25 protein-coding genes are annotated in these 25,732 nt (G+C 54.1%); 7 read left to right on the top strand and 18 right to left on the bottom strand.

Features of this window, described 5'->3' with window-relative positions; translation table 11 throughout:
* Nucleotides 1–16 precede the first annotated feature (16 nt).
* The 10 genes from L579_RS06780 to pmbA all read right to left on the bottom strand — a co-directional run bounded on the left by L579_RS06780 (nt 17) and on the right by pmbA (nt 7,524).
* Entirely contained in the window at nt 17–754 is a 738-nt protein-coding gene (locus L579_RS06780) for a 2-dehydro-3-deoxy-phosphogluconate aldolase (RefSeq protein WP_021183533.1), read from the bottom strand.
* Nucleotides 751–1,872 (bottom strand): DgaE family pyridoxal phosphate-dependent ammonia lyase, encoded by a 1,122-nt coding sequence (locus L579_RS06785; protein ID WP_021183534.1) that lies wholly within the window; start codon nt 1,870–1,872, stop codon nt 751–753. Before L579_RS06785 ends, L579_RS06780 begins: the two co-directional genes overlap by 4 nt.
* Nucleotides 1,856–2,989, bottom strand: a complete 1,134-nt coding sequence (locus tag L579_RS06790; RefSeq protein ID WP_021183535.1) for an amidohydrolase/deacetylase family metallohydrolase — start codon at nt 2,987–2,989, stop codon at nt 1,856–1,858. Before L579_RS06790 ends, L579_RS06785 begins: the two co-directional genes overlap by 17 nt.
* A 9-nt stretch (nt 2,990–2,998) precedes the next feature.
* Nucleotides 2,999–3,640: a DUF4310 family protein gene (locus L579_RS06795; protein WP_021183536.1), complete on the bottom strand. Its 642-nt coding sequence runs from the start codon at nt 3,638–3,640 to the stop codon at nt 2,999–3,001.
* A gap of 12 nt (nt 3,641–3,652) precedes the next feature.
* Nucleotides 3,653–4,429: a DUF4311 domain-containing protein gene (locus L579_RS06800; protein WP_021183537.1), complete on the bottom strand. Its 777-nt coding sequence runs from the start codon at nt 4,427–4,429 to the stop codon at nt 3,653–3,655.
* A 27-nt stretch (nt 4,430–4,456) separates the two neighbouring features.
* Nucleotides 4,457–4,756 (bottom strand): DUF4312 family protein, encoded by a 300-nt coding sequence (locus L579_RS06805; protein ID WP_013510658.1) that lies wholly within the window; start codon nt 4,754–4,756, stop codon nt 4,457–4,459.
* Nucleotides 4,757–4,758: 2 nt separating this feature from the next.
* Entirely contained in the window at nt 4,759–5,121 is a 363-nt protein-coding gene (locus tag L579_RS06810; protein WP_152521872.1) for an SFCGS family glycine-rich protein, read from the bottom strand.
* A gap of 19 nt (nt 5,122–5,140) precedes the next feature.
* Complete coding sequence (locus L579_RS06815) at nt 5,141–5,473, bottom strand: hypothetical protein (RefSeq protein WP_021183539.1); 333 nt, start codon at nt 5,471–5,473, stop codon at nt 5,141–5,143.
* 254 nt (nt 5,474–5,727) lie between these two features.
* A complete protein-coding gene (gene cybC / locus L579_RS06820) occupies nt 5,728–6,114 on the bottom strand; it encodes a cytochrome b562 (protein WP_021183540.1) in 387 nt (128 codons plus the stop codon).
* Between the two features lie 69 nt (nt 6,115–6,183).
* Nucleotides 6,184–7,524 carry a metalloprotease PmbA gene (gene pmbA / locus L579_RS06825; protein WP_021183541.1) on the bottom strand — a complete coding sequence of 447 codons (1,341 nt, stop codon included), beginning with the start codon at nt 7,522–7,524 and terminating at the stop codon, nt 6,184–6,186.
* 115 nt (nt 7,525–7,639) lie between these two features.
* On the opposite strand from pmbA, the gene yjgA reads away from it, so the two are divergent.
* Complete coding sequence (yjgA, locus tag L579_RS06830) at nt 7,640–8,185, top strand: ribosome biogenesis factor YjgA (protein ID WP_021183542.1); 546 nt, start codon at nt 7,640–7,642, stop codon at nt 8,183–8,185.
* A 122-nt stretch (nt 8,186–8,307) separates the two neighbouring features.
* Here the strand turns inward: yjgA and mpl are convergent, their stop codons facing one another.
* On the bottom strand, nt 8,308–9,663 hold the full coding sequence (gene mpl, locus L579_RS06835) for a UDP-N-acetylmuramate:L-alanyl-gamma-D-glutamyl-meso-diaminopimelate ligase (RefSeq protein ID WP_021183543.1): 1,356 nt from the start codon (nt 9,661–9,663) through the stop codon (nt 8,308–8,310).
* Between the two features lie 169 nt (nt 9,664–9,832).
* On the opposite strand from mpl, the gene fbp reads away from it, so the two are divergent.
* Nucleotides 9,833–10,840, top strand: a complete 1,008-nt coding sequence (gene fbp, locus L579_RS06840) for a class 1 fructose-bisphosphatase (protein ID WP_021183544.1) — start codon at nt 9,833–9,835, stop codon at nt 10,838–10,840.
* A gap of 70 nt (nt 10,841–10,910) precedes the next feature.
* On the opposite strand, the gene L579_RS06845 is transcribed toward fbp, so the two are convergent.
* Nucleotides 10,911–12,470 carry a methyl-accepting chemotaxis protein gene (locus L579_RS06845; protein WP_036625642.1) on the bottom strand — a complete coding sequence of 520 codons (1,560 nt, stop codon included), beginning with the start codon at nt 12,468–12,470 and terminating at the stop codon, nt 10,911–10,913.
* A 173-nt stretch (nt 12,471–12,643) separates the two neighbouring features.
* Here L579_RS06845 and L579_RS06850 point away from each other — a divergent pair, with 173 nt between their 5' ends.
* From L579_RS06850 to ppa, 3 genes are all read left to right on the top strand, one after another.
* On the top strand, nt 12,644–13,057 hold the full coding sequence (locus L579_RS06850; protein WP_021183546.1) for a lysozyme inhibitor LprI family protein: 414 nt from the start codon (nt 12,644–12,646) through the stop codon (nt 13,055–13,057).
* A 70-nt stretch (nt 13,058–13,127) separates the two neighbouring features.
* Entirely contained in the window at nt 13,128–13,577 is a 450-nt protein-coding gene (locus L579_RS06855; protein WP_021183547.1) for a DUF441 domain-containing protein, read from the top strand.
* 100 nt (nt 13,578–13,677) lie between these two features.
* Complete coding sequence (gene ppa / locus L579_RS06860; protein ID WP_021183548.1) at nt 13,678–14,208, top strand: inorganic diphosphatase; 531 nt, start codon at nt 13,678–13,680, stop codon at nt 14,206–14,208.
* Nucleotides 14,209–14,280: 72 nt separating this feature from the next.
* Here ppa and L579_RS06865 read toward each other — a convergent pair whose 3' ends face one another.
* The 4 genes from L579_RS06865 to L579_RS06880 all read right to left on the bottom strand — a co-directional run bounded on the left by L579_RS06865 (nt 14,281) and on the right by L579_RS06880 (nt 21,751).
* Nucleotides 14,281–15,762, bottom strand: a complete 1,482-nt coding sequence (locus L579_RS06865; protein ID WP_021183549.1) for a glucosyltransferase domain-containing protein — start codon at nt 15,760–15,762, stop codon at nt 14,281–14,283.
* Between the two features lie 147 nt (nt 15,763–15,909).
* Nucleotides 15,910–16,266: a gamma-glutamylcyclotransferase family protein gene (locus tag L579_RS06870; RefSeq protein ID WP_036625570.1), complete on the bottom strand. Its 357-nt coding sequence runs from the start codon at nt 16,264–16,266 to the stop codon at nt 15,910–15,912.
* 2 nt (nt 16,267–16,268) lie between these two features.
* Entirely contained in the window at nt 16,269–20,039 is a 3,771-nt protein-coding gene (locus L579_RS06875; RefSeq protein WP_021183551.1) for an autotransporter assembly complex protein TamB, read from the bottom strand.
* Complete coding sequence (locus tag L579_RS06880; RefSeq protein WP_200864656.1) at nt 20,036–21,751, bottom strand: autotransporter assembly complex protein TamA; 1,716 nt, start codon at nt 21,749–21,751, stop codon at nt 20,036–20,038. Before L579_RS06880 ends, L579_RS06875 begins: the two co-directional genes overlap by 4 nt.
* A 475-nt stretch (nt 21,752–22,226) precedes the next feature.
* Between L579_RS06880 and L579_RS06885 the strand changes: the two genes are divergently transcribed.
* The gene (locus tag L579_RS06885) at nt 22,227–23,570 is read left to right on the top strand and encodes a hemolysin family protein (RefSeq protein ID WP_021183553.1); all 1,344 of its coding nucleotides are present in this window, start codon (nt 22,227–22,229) and stop codon (nt 23,568–23,570) included.
* Between the two features lie 46 nt (nt 23,571–23,616).
* Here L579_RS06885 and L579_RS06890 read toward each other — a convergent pair whose 3' ends face one another.
* Entirely contained in the window at nt 23,617–23,823 is a 207-nt protein-coding gene (locus L579_RS06890; protein WP_021183554.1) for a DUF1107 domain-containing protein, read from the bottom strand.
* A gap of 318 nt (nt 23,824–24,141) precedes the next feature.
* On the opposite strand from L579_RS06890, the gene L579_RS06895 reads away from it, so the two are divergent.
* Entirely contained in the window at nt 24,142–24,696 is a 555-nt protein-coding gene (locus L579_RS06895) for a YtfJ family protein (protein WP_021183555.1), read from the top strand.
* A 67-nt stretch (nt 24,697–24,763) separates the two neighbouring features.
* Here the strand turns inward: L579_RS06895 and cysQ are convergent, their stop codons facing one another.
* Nucleotides 24,764–25,510 carry a 3'(2'),5'-bisphosphate nucleotidase CysQ gene (gene cysQ, locus L579_RS06900; RefSeq protein ID WP_021183556.1) on the bottom strand — a complete coding sequence of 249 codons (747 nt, stop codon included), beginning with the start codon at nt 25,508–25,510 and terminating at the stop codon, nt 24,764–24,766.
* Nucleotides 25,511–25,732: the final 222 nt, after the last annotated feature.

Below are 25,732 nucleotides of genomic sequence, written 5' to 3' on the forward strand. Positions count from 1 at the left end.
ACCTGTTACTTAATTGTTACAACAACTTTTTGCACGTTGCCAGAAGCTGACGCACATCGTCAATGCGTGTGTCGCCAGTCGCGCTATCGATAATCGAACTGTAGACGTGCGGAATCACTTTACTGACGCCCGCCTCCAGCGCAATGCGAACAATCTCTTCAAAATTGTCGAGATCAATACCGCCAGTGGGTTCCAGCCAGAAGTTGTTACGCGCACAGGCTTCCGCCACCGCGCGGTACTCCGCTACCGCTTTCAATCCCCCCATCGGGAAGTATTTCACCGAGCTGCCGCCCATGTCCTGCAACAAGCGAATCGCGCTGTCGATTGGCACGATGGCATCCGGCCCTTGTGCACTCAGCGGTCCGGTGGAGATTTTGACCAGGCCCGGCGTGCCGGTGGGGGAAATCAGGCCGTTGACCACGGTGTCATGTTGTCCGAGCAACGCGCGACTGGTCGCGACGCCGGTGAACACCTGGTTAACGTGTTGCGGTTGCAGCTCAGCTGCAATCTCACTCACCATCGCCGATTGATTGGGATCCCCGGCACCCAGTCCAACCGAAATCGCGTTATCAATCAGCGCAGCATATTCGCGCATATCGGCAATCGCCGCCTCAGTGCTGGCGTAGTTTTTCGACAACACGCCCACCAACACATAACCATCCGCCGCTTCCCAGATATCGCGCGCATTCTGTTTAGAACCCGCCAGCACATTGAGGCACAGACGGCCCTGATAAAATTTTGGAGTCAGAGTCATGCGTGTTTCTCCCCGCTGAGCAGCGCCTCGATGGCGGTAAAAATGGTATGCAGCTGATCGGCGCTGACGCTACGCACATCGGCCTCGATAATGCCTTCATTGGCTTTATAGCCACGGAAATAGATGGCGATAGCGCCGGTTTTCAGTGCCTGCACCAGCTCGCCAGTGGCCCAGCCGGTTTGCGCTTCGTCGAACTTGATTTCGGCACGGGCGATGTCACGTCCGGCAGCATCCCATACCACACGCGCGCTGACGCCCTTCAGGGTGTTGAGGTTGGCGATAAACGGCGTCATTTTTTCCACCATCTCTGCGCCGGTGGTTTTCTCCTGCGACAGATAGTTTTCAATCGCCTGCGTCAGGCCGAGGATGCCCTCTTTGCCGACTTTCATCGCACGACCGATGCCGTTACTCTGGCGCTTCACCCACTCAACATATTGGGTGCGGCCAATCACCAGACCGCTGGTTGGTCCTTCAATCGCTTTCGCCCCGCTGTAGATCACCAGGTCAGCGCCCATCTGGTAGTAGCACTGCAAATCTTCTTCCGCTGCCGCATCGACAATCAACGGGATGCCATGCTTACGCGCCACCACTGCCGCCTGTTCGACACTGAAATGGCTTTTCTGCACGCAATGGTGTGATTTGATGTACAGCAACGCGGCGGTCGTCGGCGTAATCGCCGCTGCCAGCTGTTCTGGCGAGCATTCGTTGCTGTAGCCTGCTTCCACCAGGCGTCCACCACCCAACGCCACCATGGTGCCAACCGGCGCGCCAAAATTGACGTTATGACCTTTCGGCATCACGATATCGTGCGGTACGCTGAGTGGCGCGGCATGCAGGTTTTCCAGCAGCCAGGCGTTATCTTTCACGATCACCGCCGCCACACTTTGCGCAATGCCCGCCGACGCACAGGAAACCACCACTGCGCTTTCCACCTCAAGCAGTTGCGCGATATACGCCCCGGTTTTATCCACCAGATCTTTCATCTCAAAGTAGTGGTTAAGGCCGTATTTCACGGTATCGACCACGTCTGCTGCCGGGGTCGATACGCCAAGAATGGTCATGCGACCAGAGGCATTGATGACCTGCTTCAGGCCATATTTTTCATAAATCGAAGACATGATTGGCTTTCCCTTCATCAGTCAGATGCCATTGCCCCGCCACCACGACGGCCAGCGGCACCAGATGTTGCTCACCCAGCACCTGTTCGCCTTCAGCATCGACGAACGGGCGGGCTTCCTCTTTGACGGTAAAAATGGTCAGGTCGGCGTCGTAACCGACCGCCAGGCAACCTTTGTTTTTCAGTCGCAGACCTTCAGCGGCTTTGCGTGTCACGCAGTCGATCACCTGCGGCAATGTCATGCCAATGCTGAAGAATTTCGACATCACATGCGCCAGGCTGTGCACCGGGCCATTGATACGGTTGCGGCAATAGATATCGGAGCTGATGGTGTCAGGCAAAATGCCCTGCGCAATCGCCTGACGCGCCACCTCAAAGCTGAAGCTGGCGCTGCCGTGGCCGATATCCAGCCGCACACCACGCGCTAACGCATTCTTCACCGCGGCTTTCAGCTCGCCCTGCGGCGTAAGAATGCGGTTGGGTTTGCCGTTGTAGCAATGGGTGATGATGTCGCCGGAAGTCAGCAGATCGGCAATGTCCTCCAGCATCGGCGGGTTGTTGCCGATATGCACCATCAGCGGCAGATCACCCGCCGCCTGCTGAATGGCTTTGGCCCGGATTAACGGCTGGATACCGTTTTCGCCCACTACGCTGCTGCTCATACGCGCTTTGAGGCCGACGATAAAATCGGGACGACGTTGAATAGCCTGCACCACCGCCTCACCGTCGATCTGCGCCATATCGGCCAGCTCGTTCTGCGTGACAATGCCGGTGCGGGCTATGTTGATCAGCGCACGAACGTCGGTCGTGACCTGTCGCGTAAGCTGATAAAAATCGTCAATATCATCAGCGCCGGTGCTGCCGGCATCCACCACCGTGGTGACCCCCTGTGCCACACCGATGGCATCCGCATCGTCGTGATAAATCGGCGATTTGGGATAACAGTGAACGTGGCTGTCGATCCAGCCTGCGCTGAGGTAGTAGCGCCCGGCCAGGTCGCGTTCTTGTGCCGCCTGACCGCTTACGCTACCCAGTGCGGCGATTTTGCCGTCCTGCCACGCAATATCCACCAGCTGTCCGTCGCACAGACGCGCACGACGGAGAATGACATCAAACATACCCCCTCCTTAGAGAGAAACCGGGAAGATCGCGCCCAGCACCATCGCACCGAGAATCGCACCACCGGTAATCGGCTTGTTCCACAGGTAAAACAGCAACGAACCCGCCAACGAACCAAGACCAATAGGAATTGACGCGGTCATTGCCGACAGGATGATCAACGGACCGAGGAAGCGGCCAGAGGCGTTACCCGCCCCCATCATCACGTCGGCACCGTAGGTGGAGTCGCTCTGATTGATGGTGAACTTACGCGCCAGGATGATGATGTAGCCAATCGCCACGCCAATCACCAGACCGGTTGCCAGCGAGGCGGCGAAGTTCGCGACCGGGAAGACAATGCCCGCGCCCAGTAACAACGCCGGAACCCCCAGACCAACGCCGGTCTGAATCGCCCCGCCGATATCAAGAATCCCCACCAGCGAACCTTCGATGATACGGGCGAACAGGAAGCTGGCACCGAACGCCGCTACCGCGCCGTAGACCCCGGTTTCCATGCCGGAACGCAGCATGGAGACAAACGCCACTTCGTTAAAAGCACCAATGCCGTACAGGTAGTACATATGCGTACCGGCAAACACCCCGGCGGAGAGCAGGCCGACAAAAATCGGGAAAGACCAGTCGGCGTACCAGAACCCTTTGTTTTCGTTCATGCTGATGGCTCCTTATTTGCCGCTGAGGCTGTTGTGAATCATGTCCAGCCAGCCGGGAATACCCAGTTGGAAGGATTGCAGCAGTTTCATGTCAAAGCCGCGGAAGAAACCGCTCAGCACGAACAGCAGCACAATGGCGGTCATCATCACCTTGGTGACTTTGTTCCAGCCGCTCTCCTCGACACCCTTACCGATCAGAATACCCAGCACCAGGCCCGGTACGGCGTTGCCCATAATCAGCTGCGCCAGGCCGCCGAAAATGGTGGCCCAGAAGCCCGATTTCTTACCGGCATCAATCGCTGCCAGCCAGAAAATCACCGGCATCACGGTGTTCACCAGCAGGTTGGCCGCCGGTACCAATACTTTTACCGCCGTAACCTGCAACGCTGCCGGAACGGCAGAAGCGGTGCTGTTCAGGAAGGCGACGACGATCATGCCGATGATGCCGCAGGCAATCGCCATCTTCTTCGGGTTGTGTAGTGTTTCTGCTACGTTGCGGTTTTTCACCATCAGGGCCGCCGCGCCCCAGTTCGGCAGGATGCGATGGTCAACATCCTGAGTGAAGGAACCCGCTGCAACGGATGAAGCCCAGGCGTTAAAGAAAAAGCCGAGACCAAAGGAGAAGTGCGATGCCGGATCGCCCTCACAGGAGTTAAGCTCGCCCAGCGTACGGAACGCGCCCATGCCCTGCGTGGTAGGAGCATGGAACATGCGCGCCGCACCTGCTCCAACGCCAACCCCTACCAACCCGCCAATGATTAACGACTTAAACAAAATAATTAAAAACATGCGTTTACCTTTGTTTTTCGTCTGTTGTTAAGGTGCCGCCGTGAATTCCACCTGTTCGGTATCGATCACGGTGACGCTGACGGTAATCTCCAGCTCCACGCTGTAGTTCCGTCGCTCACGCGCGAGGAAAAAGAACAAAAACTTCTCTGTCTTAACGCGCTCCTGCGCGCGCAGCACCCGGACATCCTGGGGTTCGATGCGCAGCAGAATTTTTTGTGTGGTGCGCAGCACCTGCTGCTGCACCTTACTCAGGGCATCGGCAAAGGCTTTGGCTTTGCTGTCACCTTTGCCCTGTACCGTTACCTGAGTCACGTATTGTTGTTTCATACTTAGCTGCCGTATTTTTTGTTCCAGGCCTGTACCAGCCGTTCACCCAGCTCTTCTTTATCCATAAAACCAAAACCGAGGACATTGGCACCTTCGTTAATCGCCGTGACGCCTTCATCAATCGAACGCATACCGTGCTTCGATTTGTAGCCATATTTGTTCTGCGCGGTAATTGCCCCCGCACCGCCGCTGCCGCAGAAGGAGATGCCGAAATCCGCATTTTCTGCCTTCATGACGTCACCCAGCTTCATATCTGCCGCTACACCCGGCACCACCACGGCACGCCCACCGGCTTTCTCTACGCCAGCCGCGACTTTTTGCCCTTTACCCAAACGATCACCAATGACTACCGTTACCATGTTCAATTCCTCTTTGATTGCTGACTTAATTCGATCTTGCTACTTCAATGTGGACGGACAGCAACCACGCCTCTTCGCGTGGCAGGTTGCCAAACAGATCCACCACCTGCTGCGCCAGCGCCATGGTCTCGGGCGAGATGTCCTCAAACAGCTCCGCTTCCACTTCCGGTAACGCTTCACCGGTCAGGGAGCGCGAGGCCATTGCTCGCACATGTGAGGCCAGCATCTGCTGCTGCACCGCATTGGGTTCAATGTGGTGCGCGGCATACAGCGCGGCAATCTGCATCATCACGTTATCCGCCAGCGCCTGAATCGCTTCCGGCGTGCTTTGTTTCAGCGGAACAGCTTCACTACTCACCTGGCTCACTCCTGTTTACAGCGGACAATGACAGTTAATTCGCGTTGAGAAGAAATTACGCTGTTCGCTGTTGGCTGTGGAGACGCATCTTTTCCACCTCAAAGTGGAAATCATGCGAGCAACTGTGCGCCAGATCGCAGGATGCACGAATAATGCAAAACGCATCACGTTTTACACAGAATGATGGATTTAACGCATTCAGGCAGTCAGATATGACCAGGGAAATAAGGCCAGCCAATTAGCTGGCCTGACTATCAGCGGAATTTCTTATGGTTGGCGTTGCGAATATCTTCCAGTTTCTTCGCTTCGGTTTTGGCTTCGTCCAGTTTGTTGGCTTTCGCCAGTTGGTCGACCACATCAATCTGGGCGATCAATGAATCCAGTCCGGCATGAAAATCCTTGATCTGGGCGCTATCAGCAGGCTGACCTTCCAGCTTTTCCGGCGTGGATTTTTTGGCATCCTCCGCCGCCTGGCGCATCTTGCCCAGTGCGGTTTGCATCTCCTGCGCATCATCAGTTTTTTTAACCGTGCTCAGGCCATCTTTGAGGGTATCCATATCTTTTTCCAGGTCAGCCGCATATAAGCTGGCACTGGAGAACAACAACGACAGAGACAACATTGCAATCACATGCTTACGCATCGTTTATTCCTTTTTTATTTTACTGACAAAAAAGGCAGCCTTGCGGGCTGCCTTCAGGAAGCGATGTCATTATTGACCGGCGATCTTCATCTCCGGTAGCAGCACCGATCCACACTGGATGTTGCTGCGGGTTTCAATATCGTTGCCGACAGTGACCATATTACGCCACATATCCTTCAGGTTGCCGGCGATGGTGATTTCGCTCACCGGGTACTGGATCTCACCGTTCTCCACCCAGTAACCGGCAGCACCGCGTGAATAGTCACCGGTAATGGCGCTCACCCCCTGCCCCATCAGCTCGGTCACCACCAGGCCACGCCCCATCTGCTTCAGCAAATCTGCGAAGCTGTGGCCCTGACCGGCAATGCGCCAGTTGTGGATACCGCCCGCATGGCCTGTGCTTTGCAGACCGAGTTTGCGCGCGGAGTAGCTGGTCAGCAGCCAGTTTTGCAGCACACCATTTTTGATAATGTCACGCGCCTGAGTGCGTACCCCTTCGCTGTCGAACGGCGTTGAGGCCAGCCCTTTCAGCAAATGCGGTTTCTCTTCGATGGTCAGCCATTCCGGCAGGATCTGCGTGCCCAAAGCATCCAGCAGGAAGGTGGATTTACGATAGACGCTGCTGCCGCTGATGGCTCCCACCAGATGGCCAAACAATCCGGTTGCCACTTCCGGGGCGAAAATCACTGGCGCTTGCATGGTGGAGAGTTTGCGTGGCGCCAGGCGTGACAGCACGCGACGCGCGCATTCAGCACCGACCCAATCCGCGCTTTGCAGATCGTTGATATCACGGCCAATGGTGTAGGCGTAATCACGTTCCATCTCGCCGTTCTGCTCGGCAATCACGCAACTGGAGAGCGAGTGGCGGCTGGAGCAGTAGCTTTGCAACATGCCATGACTGTTGCCAAAAACTTTGATACCGACGTGGCTGTTGAAGCTGCCGCCTTCGGTGTTGGTGATACGCTTGTCAGCCTGTAGCGCAGCCTGTTCCGCCTGCGCGGCCAGCTCAATGGCGCGATCGGCATCGATCTCCCACGGATGGTAGAGATCGAGATCCGGTGCCTCGAACGCCAGCAAATCGCGATCCGCCGGGCCAGCATTGGGATCGCTTGAGGTGTAGCGGGCAATATCGATCGCCGCCTGCACGGTGCGTTTGATGGCATCCGGGCTGAGGTCGGTCGAGGAAGCACTGCCTTTGCGATTCTGATGATAAACGGTGATGCCGAGTGCGCCATCGCTGTTAAATTCGACGTTTTCCACTTCGCCGTAGCGGGTACTGACACCGATACCGGTGGTTTTGGTCACCGCCACTTCTGCGCCATCGGTGCTGGCTTTCGCCAGTTCCAGCGCCTGTGCGACAGCCTGTTCCAACACTTTACGTTGTTCTGCAACCTGAGTAGATACGTTCATCGACCTGCCGTCTAATCTTATGTATGAATGTTTTGAGTCTATCAGACTCAGAGAACAATTTCGCAGTCACCCGATAAACTGGTAGGATTAGCCTCTTTTTTTAGGGAGCCAAGAGATGACCAAGCAGCCCGAAGACTGGCTCGATGATGTGCCGGATAATCAGGAAGAAGAAGACGAAGAGATTATCTGGGTCAGTAAAAGCGAAATTAAACGCGATGCCGAGGAGCTGAAGCGCCTGGGTGCCGAGTTAGTTGATCTGGGGAAAAACTCCCTCGATAAAATTCCACTCGACGAAGATTTACGTGCCGCGATTGAACTGGCGCAGCGTATTAAGAAAGAAGGTCGCCGCCGCCAGTTGCAGCTGATCGGCAAAATGCTGCGCGCGCGCGATGAAGATCCGATCCGCCAGGCACTGGATAAGCTGAAAAACCGCCACAACCAGCAGGTTGCGCTGTTCCATAAACTGGAAAACTTACGCGATCGTCTGATTGAGCAAGGTGATGATGTGATGGCCGAGGTGATCAACCTCTATCCGCAGGCGGATCGCCAGCAACTGCGCAGTATGATCCGTAATGCGCAGAAAGAGAAAGCCGGTAACAAGCCACCGAAATCCGCGCGTCAGATTTTCCAGTATTTGCGTGAGCTGGCTGAAGCACAATAAGCTTCAAACTGCTGAACCGTAGCGGCGCGATAAATCGCGCGTCTTTTCTTGCCACCGGCACAGAACTGCGCGATAAATCGCGCCGCTACAAAAAAAGACACGATAAATCGCGCCGTTACGGATTAACGACCCAGCCTCTCCAGCAGTTTCTGATGGATCCCACCAAACCCGCCGTTGCTCATCACGAGGATGTTATCGCCCGGCTGTGCCACCTTCGCCACCATCTCCACCAGCGTATCGATATCCGCGCTCCAGTGCGCAGGCTGGATACAGGCATCAGCCACGTCCGACACCTGCCACGGAATATGGTGTGGCTGGAACAAGAACACCTCATCCGCACGCCCCAGTGACGGAGCCAGTTCATTCTTACTGACGCCCATCTTCATAGTATTGGAGCGCGGCTCCAGCACCGCCAGAATACGTGCCGTGCCGCCGACTTTGCTACGCAGCGCAGCCAGGGTAGCCAGAATTGCCGTGGGGTGATGAGCAAAATCGTCATAGACCTTGATGGCATTCACTTCACCACGCAATTCCAGACGACGGCGCGCGTTGATAAAGCGCCCCAGCGCTTCGCCCGCATCTTCGGGTTTCACACCGACATGACGCGCGGCGGCTATCGCCATCAGACCGTTATGCATGTTGTGTTCGCCCACCAGGCCCCAGCTCACTTCCGCCACTTTGGCACCATCGAGCCAGACTTCCCAGTGTGAGGCATCCGGCGTCAGTTTTTTCGCCTGCCAGTGGCCGTTGTCGCCCACCGTTTCCTGTTCGCTCCAGCAACCCATCGCCATCACCTGCTTCAGGTTGTGATCGTGTTCCGGCAGCAGGATCTTCCCCTGGCCCGGTACGATACGGATCAGATGATGGAACTGTTTCTGGATCGCCCGCAGATCGTCAAAGATATCCGCATGATCGAACTCCAGATTGTTAAGAATCAGCGTGCGCGGGCAGTAATGAACAAACTTGGAGCGTTTGTCGAAAAAGGCGCTGTCATACTCATCCGCTTCGATAACGAAGAACGGGCTTTTTCCTAATTTTGCTGATACATCGAAATTTCCCGGCACACCGCCAATAATGAAGCCAGGTTCAAGGCCACAAGCCTCCAGAATCCACGCCGCCATGCCGGCTGTCGTGGTTTTGCCGTGAGTACCGGCCACTGCCAGCACCCAGCGGTCACGCAGCACAAAATCGTGCAGCCACTGTGGACCAGAGAGGTAGGGAATGTTGCGTTCCAGCACTGCTTCCACACAGGGATTTCCGCGTGTCATGGCGTTACCAATGATCACCATATCGGGTGCAGGATCGAGCTGGCTGGCATCATAACCTTCCGTTAATTCAATGCCTTGCTGCTCCAGCAAGGTGCTCATTGGCGGATAGACATTGGCGTCAGAGCCGGTCACCTGGTGGCCCAGCGAGCGGGCCAGCATTGCCAGGCCGCCCATGAAAGTGCCACAAATCCCAAGGATGTGAATACGCATAAATTTGTTCCATTACTCATAAGTCCGGCGCTCAGTTTAACCCCGAGTGCAAGTGGAAGAAACGGATTTGGCCTATGGTTTTTGAAGTTCAATCGGCTAAACTGCGTACGCATACGTTGGCAGTTTGTTACAGTGGCTGCCACTCCATCGTAGATTCAGGGAATGTGTTATGAAAACGTTAGGCGAATTTATCGTCGAGAAGCAACACGACTTTCCTCACGCCACAGGTGAACTGACGGCGCTGATTTCAGCCATCAAGCTGGGAGCTAAAATTATCCACCGCGACATCAACAAAGCGGGTCTGGTGGATATTCTTGGCGCCAGTGGCGTGGAAAACGTCCAGGGTGAACAGCAGATGAAGCTGGACCTGTTCGCGAACGAAAAGCTGAAAGCGGCACTGAAAGCGCGCGGCATTGTGGCTGGTATCGCCTCTGAAGAAGAAGATGAGTTCGTCATCTTTGAAGGCGTTGAGCACGGTAAATACGTGGTGCTGATGGACCCACTCGACGGTTCTTCCAACATCGACGTTAACGTTTCCGTTGGCACAATCTTCTCGATCTACCACCGTGTTTCACCGCCGGGAACACCGGTTACCGAAGCTGACTTTATGCAGCCGGGTCACAAGCAGGTTGCCGCAGGTTACGTGGTCTACGGTTCGTCTACCATGATGGTGTACACCACCGGGGTTGGCGTTCACGCCTTTACTTACGATCCGTCACTTGGGGTATTCTGCCTGAGCCACGAACGTATGACCTTCCCGGAGAAGGGCTATACCTACTCCATCAACGAAGGAAACTACATTCGCTTCCCGCAGGGCGTGAAAAAATATCTGAAGTTCTGCCAGGAAGAGGATATTGCGACTAAACGTCCTTATACCTCACGCTACATCGGTTCACTGGTGGCAGATTTCCACCGTAACCTGTTGAAAGGCGGAATTTATCTCTACCCAAGCACCGCCAGCCACCCGAAAGGTAAGCTGCGTTTGCTGTACGAATGCAACCCGATGGCGTTCCTTGCCGAGCAGGCAGGCGGTAAAGCCAGCGACGGTAAACAACGTATTCTCGATATTCAACCAGAAACCCTGCACCAGCGCTGCCCGTTCTTCTGCGGTAATGACGCGATGGTGGATGACGTCGAGCGCTTCCTGCGCGAGTTCCCGGATGATCACCAGGGCTGATGGATAGCATGTAGCGGCGCGATTTATCGCGCAGGTTTAAAGGCGCGCGATGAATCGCGCCGCTACAAATTTATGCCGTGGCTATCCGAAACTGCGCCATCGACTCCTGCAATTGTTGCGATTGTGCTTCGAGCGATTGGGTTGCCGCACTGGCTTCCTCCACCAACGCCGCATTCTGCTGCGCCACCTCGTCCATTTGTGTCACCGCCTGATTGACCTGCTCAATACCGCGACTCTGCTCTTCAGAGGAAACCGAAATCTCCTTCATCAGCGTGGTCACGCGCATCACCTCACTGGAGATCTCATCCATCGTTTCACCCGCCTGCGTCGCCATGACGCTGCCCTCTTTGACACGGGTTTGCGAGTCGCTGATCAGCTCACGAATCTCCTTCGCGGCGGTGGCACTGCGTCCCGCCAGGGTACGCACCTCATTTGCCACCACGGCGAAACCACGCCCCTGTTCACCGGCGCGGGCCGCTTCCACTGACGCGTTCAGAGCCAGAATGTTGGTCTGGAATGCGATGCCATCGATCACGCTGAGAATATCGGCGATGCGATCGGAGCTGTGGGTGATCTCCTGCATCTTCTCAATGACGTAGCACACCACTTCCGCGCCACGATCGGCGGTGTCAGAAACGCTATTCGCCAATTGATGCGCCTGCTGGGCATTGCTGGCGTTGAGTCGTACCGTGGCGGTGAGCTGCTCCATGCTGGCAGCAGTTTGCTCCAGCGACGCTGCCGACTCCTCAGTACGCTGGGAAAGGTGCACCGTCCCGGCCGCCAGCTCACGGCTGCCAACATCAATTTGCAGGCTGGCTTCACGCACCTGGCTGACGGAATCACGCAGGGCCAACTGCATCACCTCCAGCGCCTGATTCAGGCGTCCCAGCTCATTGTGGGTGGTTTCGGGCAGGGTTTGTGACAGATCCCCTTCAGCTACCCGTTGCAGATGGCCAATCGCACTTTCCAGCGGTGTCAGCAACAGACGACGCAGGATCTGCCACGCCAGTACGATCAACACCACCGTCAGCACCATAGCAATGCCAATCAGGATTTTCATCTGCGTTTCATTACGCGCCGCCTTCGCCAGGCGATCAGCAGAGACTTGATCGGCGTACAAGCTGAAATCGTTCACCGCTTTGGCGTAGTTGGCCGCCAGAGTGGAGAGATTGCCTTCCAGTACCGTGTAATATTCATCGGTGTACTGCTTTTGCAGCGCATCCATCATCGGCGCAATCCCTTGTTGCAGATAAGCGCCAAAGCTGGCTGCCACCGCATCAGCCAGGATTTTGCCCTGGGCCGTCACGGTGCCTGCATCGACAAAATCCTTCAGATGCTTTTGCGAGGTGACAACATCAGCCTGGGCCTGTTTGGTCACTGCGGCCCCCTCATCCAGCAGGCCAATTTCGATTTTGCGCACCGCCAGCGCACCACTGGCGCGAGCGCGCATCAGATCAGCGTTGCTTTGATACAGGCTATTGAGTTCAATGCCCTGAATACGATTGATCACATCCAGCGACTGATTGCCGGCATTGATGGCGTAAATCCCCAGGGTGCTGACCGCCAACAGCAGCAATGTCATAAAGGCGAGTAGTGTGAGTAGACCGGTCCGTACTGATAAATTTTTGATCATGTTAGTACCCGTGTGTGTAGAAAAAGGCAGAAATCCAGCAGCCCTAAAACGGATAAGTTATCGGCTGTCACCTCGCTAAACTTTAACCATTGTTGATGGTCAATCTACTGATGATCACCTGATCTTCAATAATGCTAACGTTACCCCAACCCCGATTGAGGAATTCCAGAATGAAAAAATGGCTCCCGGTTGCCTGTCTGTTGCTGAGTGGTTATGCGGGTGCACAGGACAATCCCATCGATCAGAAATTGCAGCGTTGTCTGAACAGCGAATCCAGTACTGTCGGGATGTCTCAATGTTATGACGCGGCTAATAAGGCGTGGGATCAGGAGATGAACAACCAGTACAACCAAATGATGAAAAAATTAACTGGTGCACCTAAAGCCAAACTAAAAAACGCCCAGCGTGCCTGGCTGGCTTATCGTGATAGCTGGCTTGATGCCAGCAAGAGCTACTTTTCCGCCAATCAGGGCACTATGGCGATGCTTTCGCTTGGTGCACAAGGGGTCGATTTGGTACGCAATCAGGCACTGATGCTGCAATCTATTAACAAAGGCAGTTGCGCGAATCCCGATGATTGTTGATAAATGGGGGCGGTAAAAACCGCTTCGCGTTGGCGATTGTCAACGCCCCATCAATTCTCAGGGAGAAATCATGGCTGCTTATGCCTCGACCATCATTCTGATTTGCCTCGCCGTTCTGAGTTATTTCGTCCACAACAACGCCGTCACCATCTCCATTCTGATTCTGTTGGCGATTAAAATTACCCCGCTGGCGCAGTTCTTCCCTTATGTCGAAAAACAGGGAATTCAACTCGGGATTATTATTTTGACTGTGGCGGTCATGGCACCGCTGGCCAGTGGGTCGCTGCCAGCGTCTTCGTTGATTAAATCTTTTGCCAACTGGCAATCGATTGTGGCGATTCTGGTCGGGGTGTTTGTGGCATGGTTAGGGGGGCGCGGCGTGCACTTTATGAGCGCGCAACCCTCGGTGATTGGCGGCTTATTGATTGGGACGGTGATTGGTGTGGCGTTCTTCCGGGGCGTTCCGGTCGGACCATTGATTGCTGCGGGCATTGTCTCGCTGTTTGTCGCAGCGAAGTAACCGGCTGGACCATTCCGAAACGCCAAAAAGAGGGCATACTTTCGGAGTCAGTTGGCTATAATAGCCGACACTCAACTTACGACTAATGAAGGAAAGCCAGATGAGTTTGAACCAGGTGCCCGCAGGTAAAGATCTGCCAGAAGATATCTATGTCATCATCGAGATCCCTGCCAATGCCGATCCGATCAAATATGAAGTAGACAAAGAGTCTGGCGCCCTGTTTGTAGACCGTTTTATGTCTACCGCCATGTTCTATCCGTGCAACTACGGTTACATCAACAACACCCTGTCTCTGGATGGTGACCCGGTTGACGTACTGGTGCCGACCCCGTATCCGCTGGAGCCGGGCTCCGTTATCCGTTGCCGTCCGGTTGGCGTGTTGAAAATGACCGACGAATCCGGTGAAGATGCCAAACTGGTTGCGGTTCCGCACACCAAACTGAGCAAAGAGTACGATCACATCAAAGATGTGAACGACCTGCCGGAACTGCTGCGTGCGCAGATCACCCACTTCTTCGAGCACTACAAAGATCTGGAAAAAGGCAAATGGGTGAAAGTTGACGGCTGGGACAACGCAGAAGCCGCCAAAGCTGAGATCATTTCCTCTTTCGAGCGCGCACAGAAGAAATAATCTGTAAAGCGAGCGGAAGACATCCTGTAAACAGGCCCGATTTTCGGGCCTGTTTTTTTTCGTCTGTCCTGCCTAACGCTGGCAACCCTGCAACGTAAAGTCGACCGTCAGGCGATTTTGATACTTATACAGATCATAATCCTGATGGTGGGCAATGCGTTCTCCCTGACACAATCCCTCGTGCAGATTCTCATTCGTCACGGTAAGGTCGTCTTTCAACGGGTTAAGCACCTGATAGCCTTTCAGCGCCATATACGGGAAAGGGAACCACCAGTTGGCAAAATACTCTGGAATCAGCACACCCAAAACCGGATAGTTTCTCAATGAATTTTTATACACCTGGGCACGAGGTGATGTCCCAACAAACTGCATATAAAAGTTTTGATCAGCGAGCGTCGTGGTATCATTTTTCAACTGATAAACGACACCCTGATTAATATTATCCTGCTGTTTGATCGCGTTACCGTAAACATAAATACTGGTCACGGCGTAAAGCAATGGCACGGCCATAACAGCGAAAACAAAACACATTTTCCCTCGGAATGCCCATGCCATCAACGTGGCGCTAAACAACATAAATCCACTGATTGAAAGCAAAGCGCGCGGGACGAGCAGCGCATTTTCCAAAAACAACAAGTTACCGGCAATCATCACAAACGCAACCAGGGGTAATAACAGTGCTAATAAACCGATTGCTATGCGTGAATGCTTCATCCCGGCTCTGATATAACGCAGCGCAATAACTGCGGCGGAGATAACAGCCAGAATAAGAATGGCGACCAGCACCGCCATTCCTTTACCGTCTTTATAGAAGGTCTGATTAATGAAATCCCAGTAAGCCTGTACGTTATGATTGATGGTCAGCCATAACTGATTACCTGCGATATTCGGGTGATTAGCCGGGTGATCGCCTGAAAATGTCGATGGCAGAACAATCTTCAAATAAATTATCGATGCCACCAGCACTTCCACACCACGTTGCAGCAAAGACATAAAGATAACCGCAGGACGATCATTATTTATTATTTGCCTGAACGTCACCACCAGGGCCATCATCACCGCAACATTGACGGCAATCTGATAAAGGCTATAAATTGCGATAATGCTGGCAATGCCAATAACAAAACGAACGATTCTGTGTAAAGGCGGCAAAAGCACCCACGCTAAACTTAGCGCCAGGGCACAACTTAGTGTCAATACATCAAAACGGTAGGAGAAAACTTCCGCAAGATAAGGGTTTGCAAAAAAGCTCAGGGTCGCTAATGCACCAATCCAGCCCGGCAAAGAACTGAAGTTTTGTTTATGATAAAGAGAGAAAACGAAGGCCAGCAGCGCAATTGAAATGATTAATGGAAGTGGGAATATATCCGCCACATGGCTACTCAGAAACATCATTTTCATAATGATGTCAGCCAGTGGCCTGCCATCTCCTCCCCAATTAGTATACCCGAGCGTCGCTCTCCCGTTATCATCAATATAATAAATATTAGCGATAAGCAATGGCAGACAATAAAGAAAAGCAGCAACAAGATAACTATTATAATACTTTTTCATTTCCCTTCTCGTTTATATTATTGTCCCAACCCTGTGAACGGGATGACTCACCACACCAGACCAATCGCTTGTCTATCTGCCCGGTCTGAACTGTAAAAAAGGGCCATGTACGACATGACCCTTTTTAATAACTGTTAACCCTTCAGGTTACTCATCCTTTGGCAGATCCTCGCGCTGCAACCAGTCACCGCTCGGGATACGAGTAAGTCCTTTGATTGAGCGCTGATAAACGTAAAGCCAGGCGCTGCCATAAGGCGTCTGGATCAATTGGCGTTTATATTCGCCATTCCTGGTGCGCAAAGCATCCAGCTCGCCCAGGGTGCTGGCGTCGATGCGATAGACTTCGCAATAGACGCTTCCCTCCCCTTCAACCACGCCCGGGTAGTGACCCAGATTGTAGAGTTCAAACCCTTCAATCTGATGGTCACCAAGCCATTGCGCATTCGTCATCCAGTGACTGTTTCCTTGTTTGCGCCGTAAACTGCCGTAGACAATTATTCGCATTGCTAAAACTCAAACTGATAGAGCAAATCCAGTGCCTGATCAACGCCAGACACGGCTTCCAAATAGAGTTTGGGCATCAGGCGATAACGCAAGGTTAAGGTCGCCAGTGAATCAAATATGCCAACACCGTATTTTACTTGCAGACCTGGCAACACATAACCACTTACCTGCACCTGCTGGCTGTCGCCAACACCGGTGGTATCAAGCGCAAGGTTACTGACGCCAAATGTCTCCCCGATTTTACCCATAACCTGCCCACTTTGTGCAACCCCCAGGCCAATTAACGCAGAAGTTAGTGCATTGCTGTCGCCGTTGGCATCGAGTCCCTGACCACGCAACAGATAAGAAAGCGCCTCCTGCTGCGACATCGCCGGGTCGGAGAAGATTTCAACTTTAGGTTCATCGGCTAACCCGGTCACGCGAATCCCGGCGGTGACATCATCCTCAGTCGATTCCGGGTTGCGGATGGCTTCGAGGTTCAGATAAGGCTGATCAGGCGGTCCGGCGAATTGCAACTCGCCTTTGCGTACAATCAGATCCTGACCGTAAGCACGGAAACGACCGTCCGGGATATTAATCTGCCCGTTCAGACCAAGACCGGTTTTATCCTGCACCAGCTTCAGGTCGCCATTCAGCTTCGCTTTCAGGCCGAAGGCTGACAAACGCACATCGTTTCCGACGTGGATAACCAGATTGCTGTTGATCGGGATGGCGGTGGTTTTCGGCTGAATCGGTTTCAGATTCTGGTCCAGCATCACTTCGTCCGAGGACACGCCAGTTGCACTTTCCGGCACTTCCTGCACGGTGATGCGCGCCCAGGGAATATCCACCCGGCCATCAAGATTGAAAGCCGCTGGCGTCGCTTCAAACACCAGGTCTGGCGACACATCCATACGCACCATTGGCGGTACGGTGACGCGTACCCGGCTGCCCTGCGCGGCAATGCGCGCACGCCAGTTATCGAGCTGGCTCCAGTCAGCATTGCCGTTAAGATTGATATTGCCCTGGGCGGTCTGGATCAAGCCATTGAGGGTCGAACTCATCCCGTTAAATACCATGTTGAGGTTAGCCGCGGTGAGGTCAACCGGCATAAAACTGGCTTCAACGTCCACGCCACTCAACGCCAACTGGCCGAACACCTGCGGCTGTTGCAGATTGCCGCCGAGCCGAAGGGCGCTGTTGAGATTGCCCTTGATCTTCTCGCCCTGCATCAATGCCGGGTTGAACATCGCCAGCGAAATATTGCTGATGTTGACGTTACCCGATAGCTGACGACGTTTCTCGGGGTCAGCGATTTGCACATCGCCACTTAACTGCCCGTTATTCACAATGCGAATTAGCCAGTCGAGCTGGGCACGACCGTTGTGCATGGCGGCATTGAGGTTCAGGGTGTCGAAAGCAATCGGCAGGGTATTACCCTGCACATCCTGTTCGACTTTCACGCCATTGCCCTTCAGTGCAACGGTGCCGGTCGGCAGTGCGCCGTCGGCCGTCCAGTTCACGCGTGCATCGCCGCTGAATACGCCGGTCAGCTTAGTTTCATCGGTCAGGAAAGGTTTGATCATCGCTAAATCAAAACGACTCAGCACCACATGGGCGTGACCACTGGCACCCGCTTCAATCGGCTCCGGCACGCACACCTGCGCATTCGGGTTTTGCCAGCAGTGTGGCCCGATAGTCGCGGTTTGTTTGCTGTTGAGATAATCAATCGCCATCGCCCGCGTCAGACGCCACTCGCCTACCGGGGTGTCGAAGCGGGTATTGTTCAACGTCCCCTGCCAGTGCTGCGTTTTGCGGTCAAAGCTGCCGTTGAGCGCCAGCTGACCGGAAACCGGCTCACCCTGCACGTTCAGTTTCAACTGATGCTGCTTTTCGTTGCCGTCAGCATTGAGCGTCAGCAGATTGATCGCCAGCGTATCCTGCTTCAGTTGCTCAACGCGCAGTTGCAGTTTACCCGCCACCTGGTCGCTGGATTTCACGTCTCCCTGCAACGCAACACGCGCAATGCTCAACGCCTGCCAGCGCAAGCCGGTAGCAGTAAGGTCAGCCAGCACCTGCGGTGCCTTAAGCGTTCCGCGTGCCTTGATGTTGCCTTTCACCACACCGCCCAACCCTGGCAGCGCATTGTCGAGGTGCGGCGCATCAATGACGGCGTCCAGATTCAGTGCATCACCCAGCTCGCCTTTGACATCAACATGGTTACGCCCCAGCACCAGATTGATTCCGGGGATTTTCCACTGGTTGTAGCTGTTGCCGGTGAGAGAACCATCGGCGCTGACCGCATTATTTTTCACATTCCCTTTCAGCTGTAGCTGCGGCACGCTCAGCTGCCAACTACCGCCGTACAGGCTACCGCGTGTGGTGATTTTGCCATCCAGCTTCGCTGGCCACTCCGGGTATTGTTTGGCGGTGTTGATGCCGGATAGCGTCAGTTCACTGTGCCAGCTGATCGCTTTGCTCCAGTCCACCAGCGCGGTCAGGTCGATATTGCCCTGCAACGCCGCCACCCGCAGCTTGTCGAGGTTGAACTGCTGCACATTGCCTTTGCCGTCGAGTGAGATGTCAGCAGGTGGGACACCTTCTCCTTTCACCGCCGTACGCAATGACATCACGTAATCGGTGGCTTTGCCTTTAAACTGATAATCCAGCTTATCCGCCTGATACTGCACCGGGCCGGTCAGCGGCCAACGCAGTTGCGGGCTGGTAAATTTCAGCGACAACGGCAGCCCCACCACCGCAGGCTGGGCGGCAGCATCTAACTGCGCCTGCACCGGGCCAGAAAGATTAAGCGCCAGCTTTAACTCATCACGCAGCGCGCCGCTCAGGTTCAGTTTGATCTTCTCCCCTTTAATCGGGTCGAGATTCACCGCACCGTTGAGCGCAAAATTGACCGGCCAGTTATCGGCCAGAGTGGCCTCACCGCTGGCGTTGACCTGCCCCTGGGTGGAATCCACATCAAAGGTTTCCAGTTGCAGATGGCGATCGTTCGTCTGGGCTTTCAGCAGCAGGCTGTTGATGGTGACATCGGTATCGCCGGTCAGTCGCAGTTGTTTACCGCTCAGCTCCTGCACGGTGATATCCAGCGGCAGTGCAAAGTCCGGTAACGCAGGCAGTAGCGGTTGAGCAAACATCGCCTGTAGCGTCTCGCCCAGCGGTTTCTCTTCCGGCTGCGGTTGCTGAACTTTCGGCTGCACCACCTGCTCGTCGACGACTTTGGCTGCTTTAGGCAGCGCAATCAGCAGGCTTTCAATATGGGTTGGTGTCAGTGTCAGCGCACGCTCCTGCCAGTGCAGGCCGGTAGTGAAATCCAGCAGCGAAATCGCCGTGTCATCTACTTTGACATTGATGTTATGCAGGCCGACTTTGCTGAGGGTGATCGGATAGGGGGTGCTGAGATTGGTCGTCCCGCTCTCCGGCTCCGGCGCAGGCGCACTGGCCGGTGCCATTTTCTTACTATCCACCACCACGCTGACATCCTGCAATCCGATGTCATCGACACACACCGAGGAGTGCAGCAGACAATTCAGGTTGAGCGCCAGATGGAAGCGTCCGGCATCCACGCTGACGCCCGGCATTTCATACTTCACGCCACTGAGCGTCAGATCGCGCCAGCCACCTTCGACTTTGTTGATGGATAATCCCGGCACCCAGCGATCGGCCCCTTTCAACAACAGATGCAAACCCGGTGTGGTGCCAATCAGAAACGCCACGCTGCCGAAAATCAGCAGCAGAAAAATACCAAAACCAATCAGGACCTTTTTCCACAGCTTCATAGTTCAGGCCCCAGTCCGATATAAAATTGCAATCCATGCTCCTCATCATCACCAATCGGACGAGCGATATCGAGTTTGATTGGCCCGACCGGAGAGGCCCAGCGCACGCCAAAGCCCGCGCCGGTTTTAAAGTTGCTTTGTTTGATATCGTTCACCGCTTCGCCGGAGTCGATGAACACCGCTCCCCACCATTTTCCGGTCACGTTGTACTGATATTCGACGGAGCCGGTCGCCAGTTTCGAGGCGCCGGTCAGCTTACCGTTGTCATCGCGCGGTGAAATTCCCTGATATTTGTAACCGCGAATGCTGCGGTCACCCCCGGCGAAGAAGCGTAAGTCGGGCGGGACTTTTTCAAAATCGTTGGTTTCAATCCAGCCAAGATTGCCGCGAAGCACAAAGCGATTCTTCTCACCCAGCGTGCGGATCCAGACGTTTTGCGCCTGTAAGATCAGGAAGTCGACATCTGAACCCCAGGTGGTATCCGACACATCTGCGGAATAGCGCTGGGAATCGCCCCAGTTTGGCATCAAGCCACCACGCGAACGGGTACGGCTAAGGCTGACGCCGGGATACAGCAGCATGGTGGTGTTGGTGACGCTACCCTGGGTAAAGTGGTCAAGACTCCAGCGCAGGTTGACGGCTCTTTGCCAGCCGCTGCTGCTGTCCCAGTTACGTGACACACCAAGCGTGGTGGTGTCAGCTTTGGTGTCGTTCAGGTCGGTGCGTTTTACCCCACCGGAGAAGGTATAATATTGTTCCAGCGGGCTTTTCAGCAGCGGGACTTTATAGCTGAGATCGAGCTGCTGTTCCGGCGCGGAAATATAGGCGCTGGTGGTCAGGCTATGGCCGCTGTCATTAATCCACGGCTTTTTCCAGGTGCCTTTCAGACGCGGCCCGACATCGGTGGAGTAACCGATACCGGTTTCGATGGTGTTTTCCGTGCGCGGAGAAACAACGGCATTGAGCGGCAACACTTTGGTTTGCCGCCCTTTATCAAATTCGGGTGCCACCACGACCGAGTTGAACCACCCTGTGGCGGAGAGACGGCGGTTTAGTTCTGCCAAATCGCGCGAGCTGTAGGGATCGCCCTCTTTAAACGGCACCAGATTGCGCAGATAGGCTTCATTAATCTGCGATCCCTGAAAAGTTACATCACCAAAGCGATAACGTGGGCCGCTGTCATAATCGATGTTCCAAAACGCCTCACGACGCTCCACTGACACGCCAAGCTGGCTCTGCTTAAAGTCACCGTCGAAATAACCATTACGCAGCGCCAGGCTGGAGAAACCGCTTTTAAATTTGTCGTAATCACCATGATTGAGCTGAGTACCCACCTTCGGGGTGCCCTGCTTAACCCAGGCTTTGTAGTCGGGGTCGTTTTTCGCGGCACCTTCCACCACGATGGTACTGCCGCCAATCTTGACGGGCTCTCCGGCCGTGACGCGCGCGATTAATACCGGGCGTCCCCCCTGCGGCGGTGCCGGACGCGATTCGAAATCAATCTGAGGCTCATAGTAACCCAGGGCGCGTAGCCCCTCTTTAACCGCTACGGCAACACGCGCGCGGAAACGACCGTCGTTGGAAACCTCGTCGCTACCAATGGTGGAGAGGCGCGCCCTGACGTTTTTCTCTAAATCCCCGGATAAGCCTTCCAGCTGCAATCGCACCTTGGCCGCATGAAGGGCAGGTGCGACCAGCAACAGGCTGGCCATGCAATAAATATGAAATCGTGGCACGCTTACTCCTGTTAATAATGCCTGCCCCTATTCCGCAGGGGCATTTTTTTGTTTCGCGGGTAAAACCCGTGCAGGCATACCCATCAGCATAGCCGCTCTTTTCCCCGAACAGCTGCGTAAAAACGGCAATTAAGCCAAATCGTGTCTATTGTCGGCAAATGACCGGAGCGATACAACAACGAAGCGGCGCTTCTGCGGGTTCTTGACAAGCACTCAGACTAATCTTAAGCGCTGTTACGTCTCCGCTGGCGGCATGATGAGCGCTGCTGCTATAATCACCGTCCGGCAGGCATCGCCTGCTTTCATTTCTGCCCCGACGTTTACTGACTTGTCGAATTGGCGCAGACATTTTTGGCACGGATAGCCCTGTTTGACTGGTAAGTACCGGATGTACGCCCTTTCTGAGCTGCCCAGGCCAAAAATGACAAGTGATTAACCCAACGGACCTTTTATGCTCGATAGCTTACTTGTCATTCTTTTACTGATTATTATCAGTGCCTTTTTTTCTCTGTCGGAAATCTCGCTGGCGGCTGCCCGCAAGATCAAGCTTAAGCTGCTGGCCGATGAAGGAAATATTAATGCTCAGCGTGTCCTGAAGATGCAGGAGACGCCGGGTATGTTCTTTACCGTGGTGCAGATTGGCCTGAACGCGGTGGCGATCCTCGGTGGTATCGTCGGCGATGCGGCCTTCTCCCCCGCTTTTAACTCGCTGTTTACCCGTTTTGTTTCGCCAGAGCTGGCCGATCAACTGAGCTTTATTTGCTCCTTCACCATCGTCACCAGCATGTTCATTCTGTTTGCCGATTTAACCCCGAAACGGGTTGGCATGATCGCGCCGGAAGCCATTGCGCTGCGTATCATCAATCCGATGCGCTTCTGCCTGCTGGTGTTCCGCCCGTTGGTATGGCTGTTTAACGGACTCGCGAACGTCTTCTTCCGTATTTTTAACCTGCCGATGGTGCGTAAGGACGACATCACCTCCGATGACATCTACGCCGTGGTAGAAGCCGGTGCACTGGCCGGGGTGCTGCGTAAGCAGGAACATGAGCTGATTGAGAACGTGTTCGAGCTGGAGTCACGCACCGTGCCGTCTTCCATGACGTCGCGTGAAAATATCGTCTGGTTTGATCTGCACGAAGATGAAAGCAGCCTGAAAGCGAAAATCGCCGAGCACCCGCACTCCAAATTCCTCGTCTGCGATGGCGATATTGACCATATTGTCGGTTATGTCGATTCCAAAGAGTTACTGCTGCGCGTACTGGGTAATCAAAGCATGACGCTGAACAGCGGCGTGCAAATTCGCTCGGCGTTGATTGTGCCGGATACGCTGACGTTATCCGAAGCACTGGAAAGTTTTAAAACCGCCGGTGAAGATTTTGCGGTGATCATGAACGAATACGCGCTGGTGGTCGGTATTATCACGCTGAATGATGTGATGACTACCCTGATGGGCGATCTGGTCGGCCAGGGGCTGGAAGAACAGATTGTGGCGCGTGATGAGAATTCGTGGCTGGTAGAAGGCGGTACGCCGATTGATGACGTGATGCGCGTGCTGCATATCGATGAGTTCCCACAGTCGGGCAACTATGAAACCATCGGCGGCTTTATGATGTATATGCTGCGCAAGATCCCGAAACGTACTGATTTTGTGAAATTTGCGGGTTATAAGTTTGAAGTGGTGGATATCGACAGCTATCGCATCGACCAGTTGCTGGTAACGCGTATTGATGAACGCCCGCCGGTGCTGAATGTGGCGAAAAACGCCGCCGCTGATGCTGAAAATCCCTCATCGTAACCACGCGATAAAAAATTCAGGGCGCCATCGGCGCCCTTTCTTCTGCTTAATTGTACTCGGCTTGTAGCCGCAGCACATGGCGATTGATTTCGGACATCACACTTAAGTGCTGCACGTCTTTGACACGCGGGATAAGCACCTTCCCTTTATCGAATTCGAATGCGCCAACGTCCTTGATGTACAACCTTCCTTTAAATAGCGTTTTTACGTATTTCGCAATTTGCAGCGGATTATAACGCTGGAAGATCTTCATGCTGTTCTTAACTCCTGTACAGATGTAAAACGCTTCGCCGTTGCCAAAATCGGTACGAACCCATGAAGCGCAAATGAGGCCTAAACTATAGAACATCCTGCGTTGCGGATGTTCCGAAAAAATGAATTTTTTACTGAATTGACACATCATTACAGAACACTCTGTTATCACGGTCACACAATCCAGTATAAACCTTCGGACATTAAGGAATTGTGGCGTTGGTTACAAAGCTGTGAACTCGCCGCGACAGGGCGCATCATCCACGCTTATTATTGCAGGAACATGACCAACTGGTCTGATCACTCAGGAGCAACTTTCATGCGATTGCCACATCTGGTGTTTGCACTGGCGCTACTTTTACCTAATCTCGCGGCGGCACACCTGTTCAAACAGGGGGAGCGCGTACCTGCGGTCGGTATCAATGACAAAGGAGAATTGCTCTGGCAGCAGGATAAATTTAGTTATCGCCCGTGGAATAGCGCGCAGCTCATCGGCAAAGTGCGGGTCATCCAGCATATTGCCGGGCGATCATCAGCTAAAGAACAAAATGCGGCATTGGTTGAAGCCATTAAAGCCGCCGGTCTGCCACATGACCGCTACCAGACCACCACCGTGGTCAACACTGACGATGCCATTCCAGGCACCGGTATGTTTGTACGTAGCAGCATCGAAAGTAATAAGCAGCAATATCCGTGGTCGCAATTTATCGTCGATAGCAACGGCAACGCGCGTAAAGCCTGGCAACTGGAAAGTGGCGGTTCAGCGGTGGTGGTGCTGGATAAGAGCGGGCATGTGCAGTTCGCCAAAGATGGTGCACTGACGCAACAAGAAGTACAGCAGGTGATGACGCTGTTACATCAACTGCTGAAGTAGCGGCGCGATTTATCGCGCGCCCTGGACCTTCAACGGCGCGATCTATTGCGCCGTTACGGTTTGCGGATCAAAACAGCGACACGCGAAAGCCGGGATTGAGGAACGATTCACGCGGAGCATAGTCAAGGGTTTTGCCGGTCCAGTCATGCACATGCGCGCCTGCGGCGATCGCGACGGCGTGTCCGGCACCGGTATCCCAAATGTTAGTTGGTCCAAAGCGCGGGTAGAGTTGGGCCTTCCCTTCTGCTACCAGGCAGAATTTTAGTGATGAGCCGATGGCCGTCGTCTGATGTTCACCCAACTGCTGCAAATACTCTTTCAGTTCCTCATCCTTATCAAAATGGGAACGGCTGATCACCACCAGCGGCGGGCGTGCATCGCGCACATGCACCTGGGTTTTGTTGCCCCCTTCTTCTTTCCAGGCTTTGCCTTCAGCAGCGGAATAAAGCACGCCGATGGCGGGCGCATACACCACACCCAGCACGGGTTTTCCTTTTTCAATCAGGGCGATATTTACCGTGAACTCACCATTACGCTTGATAAACTCTTTGGTACCGTCCAGCGGATCGACCAGCCAGTAACGCTGCCAGTGCTGACGGATTTCCCAGCCTGGTGGATCTTCCTCTGACAACACCGGTACGTCAGGCGTCAGGCTATTCAGCCCGCTCACAATGACTTTATGCGCGGCGAGATCAGCTGCCGTGACCGGAGAGTCGTCAGCCTTGCGTTCGATATCCATCGGCTGTACACCGTTGTAAACCTGCATAATCGCATCGCCCGCCTCACGAGCCAGCTGGCAAATTTGCTCTAACATACTTCACCTCTTTTTCTGCTGATTCTGCTTACTCGCTGCCAACGGTAAACCTGTATCCATTTTAGCAGGCGACCCGTGTTACCCGAGGCACACGCCGGGGCGAGCGCAATCTATTTTAATATCAATATCATAGTTCAACGCATGCCGTCATCTGTGACCTGATGCTCTGTAGCATCGGTACAGCCACATGGCAAAACCCTGAAGCACATCACGTTTTCATCT

The organism is Pantoea sp. AS-PWVM4, assembly GCF_000468095.1.
Classification (GTDB): Bacteria; Pseudomonadota; Gammaproteobacteria; order Enterobacterales; family Enterobacteriaceae; genus Pantoea; species Pantoea phytobeneficialis.